The following is a 14747-nucleotide window of genomic DNA, read 5'->3' on the forward strand; positions in this document are numbered from 1 at the left end:
TTCGTGTCGAGCGACCAAAGATTGGGCGAGCCCGCTGGTCCGTCGGAACGAAACCCCCTTGTTCACTTCTTCCGCAGGACGGCGCCGCCGAGCCGGTGGCAGAGCTTCAGCGCGAGCTCGACGTCGAGGCGCCGCTCCCCGAGCGGGACGGTGAGCATCTCCTCCGCCTTGCGTACGCGGTACTGCACCGAGTTCTTGTGCATGGACAGCAGGGCGGCCGACGCGGTGTAGCTGCCGCCCGTCGACAGGAACACCCGCAGTGTCTCGCGCAACCGTTCGTGCTGCGGATCGTCCACGGAGAGCGGACCGAGCACGTGCTCCACCCAGGTGCGCGCGGACGGCAGGTCGGAGCTCATCAGGGCGACCGCACCGACGTCCGAGAACGTCAACACGGGCGCGCACTCCTCCCCCGCGGCCAGTGCGAGTGCCTGCACCCGCAACGCCTGTCGGTGGGTCCGCCGGAAGCCCTCCACGCCCCGCGCCGGGTCGCCCAGCGCCACGCGAACGTCGGTGTCCAGCTCGGCGACGAGCCGTTCGACATCTCCCACGTCGAGCGACGAGGGCGGCATCGGCAACCACACCCACGCACACATCTCGTCTCGGGGCACGAACAGCGGATCGCCACTCACACCCCCCGTGCCCGAGCGGCCCAATCGCTGTGCCAACGCCTCGAGCCCCGCCAGCGGATCCGGCGGATCGGCCTGCGCCGGGTACCACGCGACCAAGCCCACGTGATCACCCCGCAACCGGTAGCCGAGCGCGGCCTCGCTCGCCCCGACGTCCACGGTGTCGTCGTCGAGCACGGCACGCACGCGTGCGGCCCGCACGGCGCTGCGGTTGAGCAACCAGCGGCCCCGCTCCTCCTCGTAGGCCGCCATCACCTGCCGGGTCACCCGGTCGATGAACCGGAACGTCGTCGTGAGCGCATGCCGCATCGAGGCTCCGAGCTCGGACGGATCGGGAACCCGGCGGGTCCCCTCGTCGAGCGCCTTCTCCAGCACCGCCGTCTGCCCGAGGTAGTACGCCCTGATCAGGTCGATCACGGGGGTGCCGCGCTGGGCGAGTCGCCGCGCGTACTCCATCGCCGCCGCGGGCGCCTCGACACGCTCCGGGTCGATGTCGTGCTGGAAGATCCGCAGGGCGGTGTCGATGTTCTGGTACACGCTCGCCGACAACAGGCTCACCATGCTCTCGTCGTCGTACACCAGGTTCGGGAGCTCCCGCTCGTACAGGCCGACGAGGTCGGCCGTCAGCTCCTCTTCGCGGTCGGCCAGTGCGGCCGCGATCTCCGCGATCCACTTGCCGACGTCGGCCCGCCGTTGCACTCGGACACTCTAGACGTGATCTGGATCGCGGTCTCGGGAATGGTCCAGGATGTGCGGATATGGGCGTACATCCGCCGAAGCGCGAACGATTCGACCTGGCCGAGGGCGTCAACGTCGACCCCAAGGGGGTCAGCAGAGCCGTGGAGGAGTTCCGGGTGGAGGAGTTCGGGCTCTACCTGGCGAGACCCACGCCCGGCCGCACCCAGTTCCACTACCTCGAGTCGTGGGTGCTGCCGGAGTTGGGACTTCGGGTCACCGACTTCTGGTTCAACCCCGGGCACGAACTCGAACAGGACTTCTACGTCGACGTCGTGTCGGTGGACGTCCGCGGCGACGAGTGGGTCACCACCGATCTGTACCTGGACCTCACGGTCCGCGCGGGCAAACGGGTCACGGTGCTGGACACCGACGAGTTGCTCGAGGCGACGAAGCACGGGCTGATCTCCCTGGAGACCGCACGCAGCGCCCTGGAGCGCACCTACCGCACCGTCGAGGCGCTCACCGCCCACGACTACGACCTGCCTCGGTGGCTGGCGAGCATCGGCATGCCGACGACGTGGCGCAGGTATCCACCGATCGGTTGACCCGAGGAGGAACCCACCGGTCGATCCACCGGCCGCGGTCTTCCGGGAATCTCGGATCATGCCCGACGAAACCGTGATCGAGGTACGGAACCTCCACAAGAGATACGGCGGCACCGTCGCCGTCGACGACGTGTCCTTCGCTGTCGACCGGGGGGAGATCTTCGGGATCCTCGGTCCCAACGGTGCGGGCAAGACGACCACGGTCGAGTGCGTCGAGGGGTTGCGCGTCCCGGACAGCGGCACCGTGCGCGTGCTCGGTCTCGATCCGGGCAAGGACACGCCGGAACTCCGGCAACGGCTCGGCATCCAGCTCCAGAGCAGCGAACTGCCCGACCGCATCAGGGTCGCCGAGGCGCTGAGTCTGTACGCGTCGTTCTACCGCGACCCGGCCGACCCCGACGAGCTGATGCATCTCCTCGGCTTGACGGAACGGCGGCACACCGCGTTCGGCAAGCTCTCCGGCGGCCAGAGACAACGGGTCTCCATCGCGCTGGCCCTCATCGGCACGCCGGAGCTGGTGATCTTCGACGAGCTGACGACCGGGCTGGACCCGCACGCGCGGCGGGACGTCTGGAATCTCGTCGAGAGCATCCGTGACCGCGGGGTGACCGTCGTGCTGGTCACCCACTTCATGGAGGAGGCGGAGCGGCTGTGCGACCGCCTGGCGATCATCGACTCCGGACGTGTGGTGGCCACTGACAGCCCCGCCGGACTCGTCGCCGCCGCCGAACGAGAGCAGCGTATCCGGTTCCGGCCGTCCGAACCCCTCGACGAAGGGCTGCTGCACGCCCTGCCGGAGGTGCGTTCCGTGGAGCGACACGGCAACCACCTCGTGGTCACGGGAACCGACGAGGTGCTGCACAGCGTGACCTCGCTGCTGGCCCGGCGCCACATCATCGCCCACGAGCTACGCGTTGACCAGACCACATTGGATGACGTCTTCGTCTCACTCACGGGCAAGACGTTGCAAGGAACCGAGGAAGGCTGAACCGGCCATGTCGACCACCCCGTCCGCTGTCCGCGCACTGGCCGCGACCGAGGCGAAACTGTTCCTGCGCGATCCCACCGCGTCGTTCATGGCGATCGGTCTCCCGGTGGCGATCCTGTTCGTGTTCGGTGTGATGCCGTGGACCCGCGAGGCCAGTCCCGAGCTCGGTGGGCAGTCGCTGCTGTCACTGTTCATCGCGCCGATGTCGGTGACGTTGCTCGTCGCCATGCTCGGGTTGTCGATCTTTCCCGTTTTTCTCGCGACCTATCGCGAGAAGGGTGTGCTCCGGCGGATGCAGGCCAGCCCGGTGTCCCCGGTCACGGTGCTGGCAGCGCAGCTGGCTGTCTACTTGGTGATCGGCCTCGTCACCGTCGTCGTCATGAGTCTGGGTGTTCCGGTGCTCGGTATCGAGCTCCCCGCCAACGGTCTCGCGCTCCTGGTGGTACTCGTCCTCGGCACCGCGTCGCTGTTCTCGATCGGTCTGCTCGTCGGGGCGCTGGCACCCAGCAGCCGGGCCGCGAACGGTATCGCCATGGGCGCGTTCTTTCCCATGCTCGCCCTCGGCGGGGTGTGGGTTCCGGCGGAGTTGCTGCCTTCCGCACTGCGCTGGGCGGCCGACGCACTTCCGCTGGGGGCCATGTTCAACGCGCTGCGTGCCGCGTGGGCGGGCGACTGGCCGGGATGGGCGCAGCTCGGGTCGATGGTCGTGTCCACGGTGGTCTGCCTCACGGTGGCCGTGCGGAACTTCCGCTGGCAGTGATCGGTCCAGTAGCACCCCGGTTCACGCCGACAGGGCATAATCACGCGGTGGAGCGTGGTTGCGAGCCGCCGTCGGCCTTCCTGCTGCCCTTCCGGGAAGGTTCGCCGTGGAGCCGCCGGTTGGAGGACGCCCTTCCGCTGCTCATGCTCGGAGTGGCGGCGGTGCTCAGCGTCGCGAACCCGCAGCAGAACCCGGAGCAACGGTGGCAGACCACCGCGTACGTGCTCGCGAGCGCCGCCGTCGTCGTCTTCACCGACACGGCGGCGCTTCCTCGGTGGCGGACACCGTGGTGGCGGGCAGCCGCCTTCGTGGCGCTGTTGTCCTGCGCCAGCGTGCTCACCCTCGTCGACCCGGTGTTCACGGTGTTCACGATCGCGGCGTTCTTCCGCGCCCTGACGCTGCGGCCCAAGGTCCTCATGGTGACGGGGCTGGCCGTGACGTCGGCGCTCATCCACAGCCTTCCCGCAGGCGGCCCCCTGGTGGCGCTCCAGTCTTGGCCGCATGTCTACCTCATCATCGTCGTCGTCCAGACCGCCGCGATAGCCGGAGGGCTCCTGCTGTCCGAACGCTTCGTCGCACAGAGCGAGGAGCGCCGTGCTCTGGTGGCAGAACTGCGCTCGGCCATGGAGGAGAACGCCGGCCTGCACCAGCAGCTTCTCGCGCAGGCGAGGGAGTCCGGTGTGTTGGACGAACGGCAGCGGCTCAGCCGCGAGATCCATGACACCCTGGCACAGGGGCTCACGGGCATCATCACGCAGTTGACCGCGGCCCGCCAGACCGGCACTGGCCCGGCGGAGCGGGAGCGGCGGATCGACACCGCCACCGCACTCGCCCGGGAGAGTCTTCACCAGGCCAGACGCGCGGTGCACGCGTTGACTCCGGACGAGCTCGACGGCACCGGACTGCGCGAGGCGCTCGCGGCGGTCACCGCACGCTGGGCGGACCGAGCCGGAATCGACGCCGAGTTCTCGGCGACCGGCACGGTGCGAGCCCTGCATCCCGAGATCGAGGCGACGCTGCTCCGGGTCACCCAGGAGGCACTCGCCAACGTCGCCAAGCACGCGCGTGCCTCTCGCACCGTCGTCACGTTGTCGTACCTCGCGGACCAGGTGGCGCTGGACGTCCGCGACGACGGCGTGGGATTCAACCCCGACAGGCTCGGCAGGGCCGACACCGCCGAGTGGGCCAGCGGGTACGGCCTGCCGGGGATGCGCCGCCGAGTCCAGCGCATCGCGGGCGATTTCGTCGTGGAGAGCGAGCCCGGTGGGGGCACGGCCGTGTGCGCAACCGTTCCGGCGGTCACGGCGACGACAACAGCATGATCAGCATCGTGGTCGTCGACGACCATCCCATCGTCCGCGACGGGCTGCGCGGCATCTTCACGGTCGACGAGGGTTTCACGGTCATCGGCGAGGCGGGCGACGGAGCCGAGGCGGTAGCCGTGGCGGAACGGCTCCGCCCGGACGTCGTCCTCATGGACCTACGTATGCCCGGCACCGGCGGGGTCGAGGCGATCAACCGGTTGACCGCCCTCGGCAACCCCGCGCGGGTCCTCGTGCTGACCACCTACGACACCGACTCCGACGTGCTGCCCGCGATCGAGGCGGGGGCCACCGGCTACCTGCTCAAGGACGCACCGCGGGAGGAGTTGTTCCGCGCCGTGCGCGCCACCGCACGTGGCGAGTCCGTGCTCTCCCCCGCGGTCGCCAGCCGGGTCCTCGGCCGGGTCCGAGGCCCCGTCCAGGACGCGCTCAGTCCCCGAGAACTCGAGGTGCTGTCTCTGGTGGCGCAGGGCAACACCAACAAGGAGACGGCGAGGGCGCTGTTCCTGAGCGAAGCCACCGTCAAGACCCACCTGCTGCACATCTACGCCAAGCTGGGTGTCCGTGACCGCGCCGCCGCCGTGGCCGTGGCGTACCGGAAGGGCCTACTGTGACGGCGCGTCGGGTTCCCACCCGGTGTGGGCCGCCCACTCCTCCGCTCTGCCGAAAGCCGCGTTGATCCAGGGCTGCTTGTCCTCGGCGTAACCCGTCACCGTTCCCGAGTCGGCATGCTCGGCCGCGAGCCGGGTCTTCACCTCCGCGTAGGCGGTGACCTCGGCCGGATTCGCGCGCATCCAGTCACGGAACAGCAGTGCCCGCCGCCAGGCCGGGCTGGCCTCGACGCGCACGTGCAGGTTCACCGGGCGTGCCGGGTCGGCGCCCTGGTGCAGGTGCTTCGTCCACGTCTTCTCGTCACCGACCGGCTCGTCCCACCACTCCTGGTCGTCCCTGTGCACGAAACCCGCGTCGGACAACGGATCGGCGATCGCCTCGGCGTCGGCCGGTGTGGCGACGACGAGCTGGAGGTCCAGCACGTCCTTCGCGGGCAGGCCCGGAATCGCCGTGGACCCGATGTGATCCATGCGCAGCGCCACATGTCCGACCGCCGCGCGAATCCGCGCCAACGCCCGCTCCGCCTGCGCCGGCCAGGTGGCATCGGGTGAGGCGAGAACGGGCGAGGCCGGTGGACGGGGCCGCCGCAGGCGGACGCTCGCCTCGTACGGCACCAGCCGTTCGGTCCACAGTCTGTCCACCTGCGCGAGTACGGTGCCCCGGTCGCCGCTGTTGTCCAGCCACACGTCGGCCACGGCACGCCGGGCCTCGGTGGTGGCCTGCGCGGCGATCCGGGCGCGCGCGTCGGATTCCGCCATACCGCGCGACTCGACGAGTCGGCGCACCCGCACGTCCTCGTCGGCGTCCACCACGATCACCAGGTGATAGCCCGCGGCGAGGTTGTTCTCCACCAGCAGCGGAACGTCGTGCACGACGATCGCGTCCGCGGGGGCCTCGGCGAAGTACTCCACCGTCCGCGCGCTGATCCTCGGGTGCAGGACCGCGTTCAGCCGTTGCCTGGATGCGTCGTCGGCGAAGGCCTTGGCAGCGAGCGCGCCCCGGTTCAACGTCCCGTCAGCGGCCAGGACGTCGTCGCCGAAGGCCGCCACCACCTCGGCGAGCCCCTCGGTGCCCGGCTCCACGACCTCCCTGGCGATCGCATCGGCGTCAACGATCACGGCGCCGTGTTCCGCCAGTCGTGCGGCCACCGTCGATTTCCCCGAGCCGATCCCGCCTGTCAACCCCACACGCAACATGAGCCGTATTCAAGCACCCGGTGACAGCCCGGACATGGCGTACCTGCAAAAAAACCGTGGCCCCGGTCCAGGACAGGACCGGGGCCACGGTTCACGGCCGTTCAGGCGCTACTCACGCACCGCCGGACAGCTTCTCGCGCAGAGCCGCGAGCTGCTCGTCGCTGGCGAGCGTGCCGCCCGAGCGCTCCTGGTCGGACTGCGAGGAGCCGTAGCTGGTCTCCCCGCCACCGACGGCACCCTCGGCGACAGCAGCGGCGTTCGCCTGCTGCGCCTCGGCCACCTGGCGCATGTGCTTCTCGTAGCGAGCGTGAGCCTCGGCGTACTGCCGCTCCCACTCCTCACGCTGCTTCTCGTAGCCTTCCTGCCACTCCTGCGTGTCGGGGTCGAAGCCCTCGGGGTAGATGTAGTTGCCCTGCTCGTCGTACTCCGCCGCCATGCCGTACTGCGTCGGGTCGAACTCGGCGTCCGGGGTGAAGCCCTCGTTGGCCTGCTTCAGCGACAGCGAGATGCGACGGCGCTCCAGGTCGATGTCGATGACCTTGACCATGACCTCGCCGCCGACCTGCACGACCTGCTCGGGGATCTCGACGTGGCGCTCGGCCAGCTCCGAGATGTGCACCAGACCCTCGATGCCCTCCTCGACACGAACGAACGCGCCGAACGGGACGAGCTTGGTGACCTTGCCCGGCACGATCTGGCCGATGGCGTGGGTGCGGGCGAACTGCCGCCACGGGTCTTCCTGGGTGGCCTTCAGCGACAGGGACACGCGCTCGCGGTCCATGTCGACGTCCAGCACCTCGACCGTGACCTCCTGGCCGACCTCGACGACCTCGCTCGGGTGGTCGATGTGCTTCCAGGACAGCTCCGACACGTGCACCAGACCGTCGACGCCGCCGAGGTCCACGAACGCACCGAAGTTGACGATGGAGGACACGACGCCCTTGCGGACCTGGCCCTTGGCGAGCGCGTTGAGGAACTCGCTGCGGACCTCGGACTGCGTCTGCTCCAGGTAGGCGCGGCGGGACAGCACCACGTTGTTGCGGTTCTTGTCCAGCTCGATGATCTTGGCTTCGAGCTCGCGGCCGACGTAGGGCTGAAGGTCGCGCACGCGACGCATCTCGACGAGCGAGGCGGGCAGGAAGCCACGCAGGCCGATGTCGAGGATCAGGCCGCCCTTGACGACCTCGATGACCGTGCCGCGGACCGGCTCGTCCTTCTCCTTGAGCTCCTCGATGGTGCCCCAGGCGCGCTCGTACTGCGCGCGCTTCTTGGAGAGGATCAGACGGCCTTCCTTGTCCTCCTTCTGCAGGACAAGGGCCTCCACCGCATCACCGACGGCGACAACCTCGGCCGGGTCGACATCGTGCTTGATGGAAAGTTCACGGGACGGGATGACACCCTCGGTCTTGTAACCGATGTCGAGCAGCACTTCGTCGCGATCGACCTTGACGATGGTGCCTTCCACGATGTCGCCATCGTTGAAGTATTTGATTGTCTTGTCGATAGCAGCGAGGAAGTCTTCCTCCGTCCCGATGTCGTTCACGGCGACCTGCTTCGCCTGGGCGTTCGGGGCGGCGGTGGTGTCGATGGTCATTAGGTGGGTTGCTCCGGTTAGCGGCTTGGTCTCGTGATGTGCAGTTTGCGTGCGCGTCGTGGGAACGACGGTGACGGTCTCAGCGTTCGGGCTGAACGGCCGCGACCTCACCGATATGGTGCGCGAACCCGAGATCCAGCACGTGCTAGCTGGGCCGAAGGCAGCGCGAACCCACTGCGCTGAGTGTCATCCTACGCGGAGACGTCGCATCGGCACAATCAGGGTCCGACCACTGTCACGACCCGCGACACGCGGACAATGGTGTGGTGGCCGACACGAACTCCCCCGAACGTCATGCCAGGGCCGAAGCACTGCTCGGCACAGCCGGTGTCGCCCATCGCGACGTGGGCTCCGCCGAGGCCACCGCGGCCAACCTGGCCTGGTGGGACGCCGACGCCGACGCCTACCACGACACACACGGCGACTTTCTCGGCGAGGCAGACTTCGTCTGGTGTCCGGAAGGGCTGCGGGAGGAGAGGGCACGGCTGCTCGGTGACGTCTCGGGCACCGACGTGCTCGAGATCGGCTGCGGTTCCGCGCCGTGCGCCCGCTGGCTCACCACCCAGGGCGCGCGACGGGTCGTCGGGTTCGACCTGTCGGCCGGGATGCTCCGCCACGCACTGAACGACAACCGGCGCACCGGCCTGCATCCCGCACTCGTGCAGGCCGACGCCCAGCACCTGCCGTTCACGGACGCCGCCTTCGACATCGCCTGCTCCGCGTTCGGCGCGATCCCGTTCGTGCCGTCCGTGGAGGTCGTGTTCCGGGAGGTTTCCCGGGTGCTGCGGCCAGGCGGTCGCTGGGTCTTCTCGACCACCCATCCGCTGCGCTGGATCTTCCCCGACGATCCCGGGCCGAACGGCCTCACCGTCACGCAGCCGTACTTCGACCGCACACCGTACGTCGAGGTCGACGCCGACGGGCACGCGACGTACGTCGAATACCACCGCACGCTCGGCGACTACGTGCGCGCACTGGACGCGGCCGGGTTCCACCTCACCGACCTCGTCGAACCCGAGTGGCCCGCCGGGCACACACGGGTGTGGGGCCAGTGGAGCCCCCTGCGCGGGAGACTGTTTCCCGGTACCGCTGTCTTCCGCTGTGTGAAACAGCCATGAGTCTCACCCGGATCGACCCGCTGCTGCCCGACGCCGTCGATCCCGGTGAAGGTGAACGACTGGTCACCGTCGTTCCCGGTGGAGGCGAGGTGTCCGCGGTGCTCTACCGCGCCCGACACGACGGCTGGTCGGCCCTGTGGCATCCGCGACTGGTGTGGGAGTTGACCCCGGTCTCCCCGACCCCGGGAGCGGACGGGATGGCGGCGTTGCTCTCCGCGTTGCGGGAGCGGCTGCGCCGGGAGAGGCCCGGAGCCGACTCCGCGTGCAGCGTGACGTGGCCCAGCCGCGACCTCGACGTGGCGGGAGCGCTGGCCGGGCACGGTTTCGCGCCGTACGCGGTGCTCGCCGTGAGAGAGGCCGCCCATGAGGACATCGACGCTCCCGAAGGCCGCGCTCGGGCGGCGGTCAGGCCCTTCACCGGCGACGACACCACCGTCGCCGACCTGCTGGAACTGTGGCTCGCCGAATGGCGGTACGCCGTCTCGGTCGGTGCGGCGATGCCGCGGGACGACGCCCCGGCACTGTTGGGCCGCGCGCTCCGCCGGGCGGTGTCGGCGGGTGAGCCGATGTGGATCGCCGAACCCGAAGGCGTCGTCGCGGGCCTGGCGTTGTGCCGGTGGCCCTCACCGCATCCGCGGTTGCCGGCCGGGTCGTGGGCGCAGCTGCACACCGTGTCGGTCGCGCCCGCCGCTCGCGGTCGCGGCATCGGCCGCGCCCTGACCTCGACCGCGCACGAGCGGTTGCTCGCTCGCGGAGCGCGCGGCACGTACGTGTTCTACAGTCCGCACAACGCGCTGTCGTCGGTGTTCTGGCACCGGCAGGGGTATCGTCCACTCTGGACCACATGGGAGGCGCGCCCCGCGACGGCGGCACGCTGAGCACGACCGACGGTGCCCGATGACCGATCCGACCGACCTGGTGGCCGACCAGACACAGCGACACGCCTCGATCGACCCGCTTCTTCCCGTGGCCACCGCTCCCGTGCCGGGCCGCACACTCGTCGCCGCACTCCCCGACGGCACGCGGATCACCGGGACTCTCGAAGTGCGCACCGCTCGGGGCACGCAGGTGTGGGAGTTGACGCCGTTCGTCGGCCGCCACGGCGGCGAAGCCATGGAGGCGGTGCTTCGCGCACTGCGAGCCCAGCTCGACCGCACTCCCCCACCGGCCGAATCGGTGTGCACGCTCACCTGGCCGAGCCGGGACGCGGAATGCACCCGGCCGTTGTTGGCTCACGGTCTGTTGCCCGTGCTCGCGCTGGGCTTGCGAACCCGCTCCTCACCTCCGACGGTGCCCGGTACGGCGTCGGTCGCGGTACGGCGGGCCGGTCCTCGGGACGTCGGCTCCGTCGAACGTCTTGCCCGGGCGCATGCGGCCCTGTGCTCGGCGTCAACGCCAGCGACGGCCTGCTGCGCCGAGGACGACCCGCTCGCCGACGTGCTGAACTCGCCCGGTCGCGTGTGGGTGGCGGAAGGCGGACTCCCCGCAGGGGGTCCGATCGTGGGCATGGTGCAGGTCGACGAGGTACCTCCCGGTGCGCCGGAGTTCGCCGACCTGCTTCCGGCAGGCCGGTGGGGACGGCTTGCGCAGCTCTCGGTTCACCCGGAAGAGCGGGGACACGGTGTCGGGCGGGCACTCGCCGACACCGCTCACGACGCCCTCGCCCGCGCCGGGTTGGAGCGCAGCACCACCTGGTACAGCCCGCTCGACCCCGTTGCCCCGGTGTTCTGGCACCGGCAGGGCTACCGGCCGCTGTGGACGGTCTGGCAGTGCAGGCCGGCTTCGGCCCTGCGCTGAGCCCCGCGCGGTGTCCTAACCCGCCGCGGGGAACGCCCGGCGCGGCAGAGCACCCACGATGCCGTGCACCCGGGGGCGCGGGACAGAGAGACGCGGACGGCGGTGCCCGATGTCGTGCCGGGCCGACGGCGCGCCCGCGAGCGCCTGCTCCACAGCGGCTCGCACCCCCGCGACGATCTCGGCCTGGCCGAGTGGGCGGGTGTCGTCGAACGCGGACACGTCGCCGAGGAAGACGTACTGTGTGGGCCTGCCTGCGGGTTGTTCCGGCACCGTCGCGGTCTCGGTCATCGACCGCACTTCCACGGCGGGCGCCGTGGACGACAGCAACGGCTTCACAGCCTCCAGCACCGGAGCCCGGTACGCGTCGTGCAGCCAGGTGACGAGCAGATCGACGGCCTCGCCGTCCACCGTCTTCGCCACGCGTCGAGCCAGCTCTCCCGGCTGGTCCCAGTGCGCTTCCACCCACACCGCGCGACCCGAAGGAGGAACGTCGCCCTCCACCGGCACCGGCGAGTACCGCCGAGACGGGAGCACGACGTGCCAGCCGTCGCCGACCAGAGCACGTGCGACGTCGCTCAACATGCCCGCGCCGGCGAGGACCAATGCTGTCGGAGCCATGAGCGAGACGTACCCGAACGGGCCGTTTCCCAATCCGCCGGCGATGTGACCCCGTTCTCAGCCGCCGGAAGTCAGTGCGCGGCGTCGTGCCACGAACGGCCGAAACCCACAGAGACCTCCAGCGGCACCGACAGCTCGTAGGCCGCCCCCATCTCGCGCCGCACGAGGCGCTCCACCTCCTGCCGCTCGCCGTCGGCGACCTCCAGCACCAGCTCGTCGTGCACCTGGAGCAACACGCGGCTGCGCAGGTCCGCCTCGGTGAGCGCTCGGTGCACACCGAGCATGGCGACCTTGATGATGTCCGCCGCACTGCCCTGGATGGGCGCGTTGAGGGCCATGCGTTCGGCCATCTCGCGTCGCTGCCGGTTGTCGCTCGTGAGATCGGGCAGGTAACGGCGCCTGCCGAAGATGGTCTGCGTGTAGCCGTCCCTGGCCGCGCGATCGACCACACTGCGCAGGTAGTCGCGTACACCGCCGAACCGCAGGAAGTACTCGTCCATGAGCCCCCGCGCCTCCTCGGCGGAGATGCGCAGCTGCTGTGACAGGCCGTACGCGGACAACCCGTACGCGAGCCCGTAGTTCATCGCCTTGATCTTGGCGCGCTGCTCGCCGGTGACCTCGGTGGGCTCGACGCTGAAGACGCGCGCCGCCGTGGCCGCGTGGAAGTCGAACCCCGACTGGAACGAGTCGATGAGCGCCTCGTCCTTGGACAGATGCGCCATGATGCGCATCTCGATCTGGCTGTAGTCGGCGGTCATGAGCTCGGAGTAACCCTCGCCCACCACGAAGGCGTCGCGGATGCGCCGCCCTTCCTCGGAACGCACCGGGATGTTCTGCAGGTTGGGGTCCACCGAGGACAACCGGCCCGTGGCCGCGATCGTCTGATGCAGGGTGGTGTGGATGCGACCGTCGTCGGCGATCGCCTTGCTCAACCCCTCCACCGTGGTCCGCAGCTTCGTGGCATCCCGGTGTTCGAGCAGGTACTGCAGGAACGGGTGCTCCGTCTTCTCGTACAGCGTCTGCAGGGCGTCGGCGTCGGTGGTGTAGCCGGTCTTGGTGCGTTTCGTCTTCGGCATCCCCAGCTCGTCGAACAGCACCACCTGGAGCTGCTTCGGGGAACCAAGGTTGATCTGCTTGCCGATCACCTCGTACGCCTGCTCGGTCGCCTGCTTCACGCGGCTCGCGTAGTGCACCTCGAGTGTGGTGAGCGCGTCGGCGTCCACCGCGATGCCCGCCGCCTCCAGCTCCGTGATCACCGACAGCAGCGGCAACTCGATGTCGCCCAGCAGCGCGGTGCCGCCCGTGGCGGTGAGCTCATCGGCCAGCGCCGACGACAGCTCCAGGATCGCCCTCGCCCGCACCAGTTCGTCGTGCACGACCTGGCTGTCGGCATCGGCGTCGAGCAGCGACAACTGTCCGTCGTCCTTCGCGCTCTCCGAGCGCAGCTCCCGGCGCAGGTACCGCAGCACCAGGTCGTCCAACCCGAACGACCGCTGCCCGGGCCTCACCAGATACGCGGCCAGCTCGGTGTCCATCACCAGGCCCGCGAGCCGCCATCCGCGGGCTCGCAGGGCGTGCAGCGGCGTTTTCAGCGAATGACCGACCTTGCGCACCTCCTCGTCGGCCAACCACTCCGCGAGGGCGCGTTCGTCGGCCTCCGTCATCTCGGTGACGTCGAGATAGGCGCCGGCGCCGCCGGGTGCTGCCAGGCTGATCGACCGCACGTCGGACGTCACGGACGCTCCCGTGGTGCTGAACGCCAGCCCCACCGTGGTGCCCGCTCCGGCGTGCTGGGACAGCCAGTCGGACACCGTGCCCGGCTGCAGCGCCGAGCCCGTGACCTCGAAACCGGAGTCGGCCTCCGGCTCGGCGCTGGACAGCGACGCGAACAGCCGGTCGCGCAGCACGCGGAACTCCAGCTCGTCGAACAACCGATGCACGGCGTCGCGGTCCCAGGGCCGTACCTCGAGATCCGCCGGGCCGGTCTCGAGCGGCACGTCGCGCACCAGCTCGGTGAGCTGCCGGTTCAGCATCACGGAGTCGAGGTGAGCCCGCAGCGCGTCACCCACCTTGCCCTTCACCTCGTCGACCCGGTCGATCAACTCTGCGAGGGAGCCGAACTGCCGCACCCACTTCGCCGCCGTCTTCTCCCCCACACCGGGGATTCCGGGGAGGTTGTCCGACGGGTCACCACGCAGAGCCGCGAAGTCGGGGTACTGCACGGGTGAGAGGCCGTACTTCTCCTGGACGCCGGCCGGGTCGAACCGGACCAGGTCGGAGACCCCCTTCCTCGGATACAGCACGGTGACGGAGTCGTTGACCAGTTGCAGCGCGTCCCGGTCGCCCGTACAGATCAGCACTTCGTAGTCGTCACCGGCCTGCGTGGTCAGGGTGGCGATCAGGTCGTCGGCCTCGTAGCCCTCCTTCGCGAGGACGGGGATGGACAGGGCCGCGAGGATGTCCTTGATCAGCTCGACCTGTCCCTTGAAGTCGTCGGGCGTCGCCGACCGGTTCGCCTTGTAGTCGGCGAACGTCTCCGTGCGGAACGTCCGGCGGGACACGTCGAACGCCACGGCCACGTGAGTGGGCGCCTCGTCGCGCAGAAGATTGATCAACATGGACGTGAACCCGAACACCGCGTTGGTGACCTGCCCGGTGGACGTCCGGAACCGGTCGGCCGGCACCGCGAAGAAGGCCCGATACGCCATCGAGTGACCGTCGACGAGGAGCAGCCGCGGTGTGTCGTTCGCAACGGAGGTGTTCTGGTTGGGGCTCACGCCCGTGAGTCTAGGGTGAGTGTCCGACAGCCTCGCTGCCCGGCGGCACTGACCCG

General features: G+C 69.6%; 13 protein-coding genes. 8 read left to right on the top strand and 5 right to left on the bottom strand.

Going from position 1 to position 14747, the window contains the following annotated elements; all coding sequences use genetic code 11:
- Nucleotides 1-62 precede the first annotated feature (62 nt).
- Complete coding sequence (locus tag SACCYDRAFT_RS16805; RefSeq protein WP_005457966.1) at nucleotides 63-1325, bottom strand: PucR family transcriptional regulator; 1263 nt, start codon at nucleotides 1323-1325, stop codon at nucleotides 63-65.
- A 59-nt stretch (nucleotides 1326-1384) separates the two neighbouring features.
- Here SACCYDRAFT_RS16805 and SACCYDRAFT_RS16810 point away from each other — a divergent pair, with 59 nt between their 5' ends.
- Genes SACCYDRAFT_RS16810 through SACCYDRAFT_RS16830 form a run of 5 tightly spaced genes read left to right on the top strand, consistent with a single transcriptional unit; the run spans nucleotide 1385 to nucleotide 5593 of the window.
- Nucleotides 1385-1909: a DUF402 domain-containing protein gene (locus SACCYDRAFT_RS16810; RefSeq protein ID WP_005457968.1), complete on the top strand. Its 525-nt coding sequence runs from the start codon at nucleotides 1385-1387 to the stop codon at nucleotides 1907-1909.
- A gap of 58 nt (nucleotides 1910-1967) precedes the next feature.
- Nucleotides 1968-2897 (top strand): ABC transporter ATP-binding protein, encoded by a 930-nt coding sequence (locus tag SACCYDRAFT_RS16815; protein WP_005457969.1) that lies wholly within the window; start codon nucleotides 1968-1970, stop codon nucleotides 2895-2897.
- A 7-nt stretch (nucleotides 2898-2904) separates the two neighbouring features.
- Entirely contained in the window at nucleotides 2905-3657 is a 753-nt protein-coding gene (locus tag SACCYDRAFT_RS16820; RefSeq protein ID WP_005457976.1) for an ABC transporter permease, read from the top strand.
- Between the two features lie 47 nt (nucleotides 3658-3704).
- On the top strand, nucleotides 3705-4979 hold the full coding sequence (locus tag SACCYDRAFT_RS16825) for a sensor histidine kinase (RefSeq protein WP_005457978.1): 1275 nt from the start codon (nucleotides 3705-3707) through the stop codon (nucleotides 4977-4979).
- The gene (locus tag SACCYDRAFT_RS16830) at nucleotides 4976-5593 is read left to right on the top strand and encodes a response regulator (protein ID WP_005457980.1); all 618 of its coding nucleotides are present in this window, start codon (nucleotides 4976-4978) and stop codon (nucleotides 5591-5593) included. The genes SACCYDRAFT_RS16825 and SACCYDRAFT_RS16830 overlap by 4 nt, the downstream gene beginning before the upstream one ends.
- On the opposite strand, the gene coaE is transcribed toward SACCYDRAFT_RS16830, so the two are convergent.
- On the bottom strand, nucleotides 5585-6787 hold the full coding sequence (coaE, locus tag SACCYDRAFT_RS16835; protein ID WP_005457991.1) for a dephospho-CoA kinase: 1203 nt from the start codon (nucleotides 6785-6787) through the stop codon (nucleotides 5585-5587). The two genes, SACCYDRAFT_RS16830 and coaE, sit on opposite strands and share 9 nt — an antisense overlap.
- A gap of 112 nt (nucleotides 6788-6899) precedes the next feature.
- Complete coding sequence (gene rpsA / locus SACCYDRAFT_RS16840) at nucleotides 6900-8381, bottom strand: 30S ribosomal protein S1 (protein WP_005457993.1); 1482 nt, start codon at nucleotides 8379-8381, stop codon at nucleotides 6900-6902.
- Nucleotides 8382-8644: 263 nt separating this feature from the next.
- Between rpsA and SACCYDRAFT_RS16845 the strand changes: the two genes are divergently transcribed.
- From SACCYDRAFT_RS16845 to SACCYDRAFT_RS16855, 3 genes are read left to right on the top strand one after another with little or no spacing between them, the layout of a single operon-like run.
- Nucleotides 8645-9499: a class I SAM-dependent methyltransferase gene (locus SACCYDRAFT_RS16845; RefSeq protein WP_005457995.1), complete on the top strand. Its 855-nt coding sequence runs from the start codon at nucleotides 8645-8647 to the stop codon at nucleotides 9497-9499.
- On the top strand, nucleotides 9496-10377 hold the full coding sequence (locus tag SACCYDRAFT_RS16850) for a GNAT family N-acetyltransferase (RefSeq protein WP_005457997.1): 882 nt from the start codon (nucleotides 9496-9498) through the stop codon (nucleotides 10375-10377). The genes SACCYDRAFT_RS16845 and SACCYDRAFT_RS16850 overlap by 4 nt, the downstream gene beginning before the upstream one ends.
- A 19-nt stretch (nucleotides 10378-10396) precedes the next feature.
- The gene (locus SACCYDRAFT_RS16855; RefSeq protein ID WP_005457999.1) at nucleotides 10397-11296 is read left to right on the top strand and encodes a GNAT family N-acetyltransferase; all 900 of its coding nucleotides are present in this window, start codon (nucleotides 10397-10399) and stop codon (nucleotides 11294-11296) included.
- Between the two features lie 15 nt (nucleotides 11297-11311).
- Here the strand turns inward: SACCYDRAFT_RS16855 and SACCYDRAFT_RS16860 are convergent, their stop codons facing one another.
- Entirely contained in the window at nucleotides 11312-11914 is a 603-nt protein-coding gene (locus SACCYDRAFT_RS16860; protein ID WP_005458002.1) for a Rossmann-fold NAD(P)-binding domain-containing protein, read from the bottom strand.
- A 71-nt stretch (nucleotides 11915-11985) separates the two neighbouring features.
- The gene (gene polA, locus SACCYDRAFT_RS16865) at nucleotides 11986-14691 is read right to left on the bottom strand and encodes a DNA polymerase I (RefSeq protein WP_005458003.1); all 2706 of its coding nucleotides are present in this window, start codon (nucleotides 14689-14691) and stop codon (nucleotides 11986-11988) included.
- Between the last annotated feature and the right edge of the window lie 56 nt (nucleotides 14692-14747).

The sequence above is a fragment of the Saccharomonospora cyanea NA-134 genome (assembly GCF_000244975.1).
GTDB classification, from domain to species: domain Bacteria; phylum Actinomycetota; class Actinomycetes; order Mycobacteriales; family Pseudonocardiaceae; genus Saccharomonospora; species Saccharomonospora cyanea.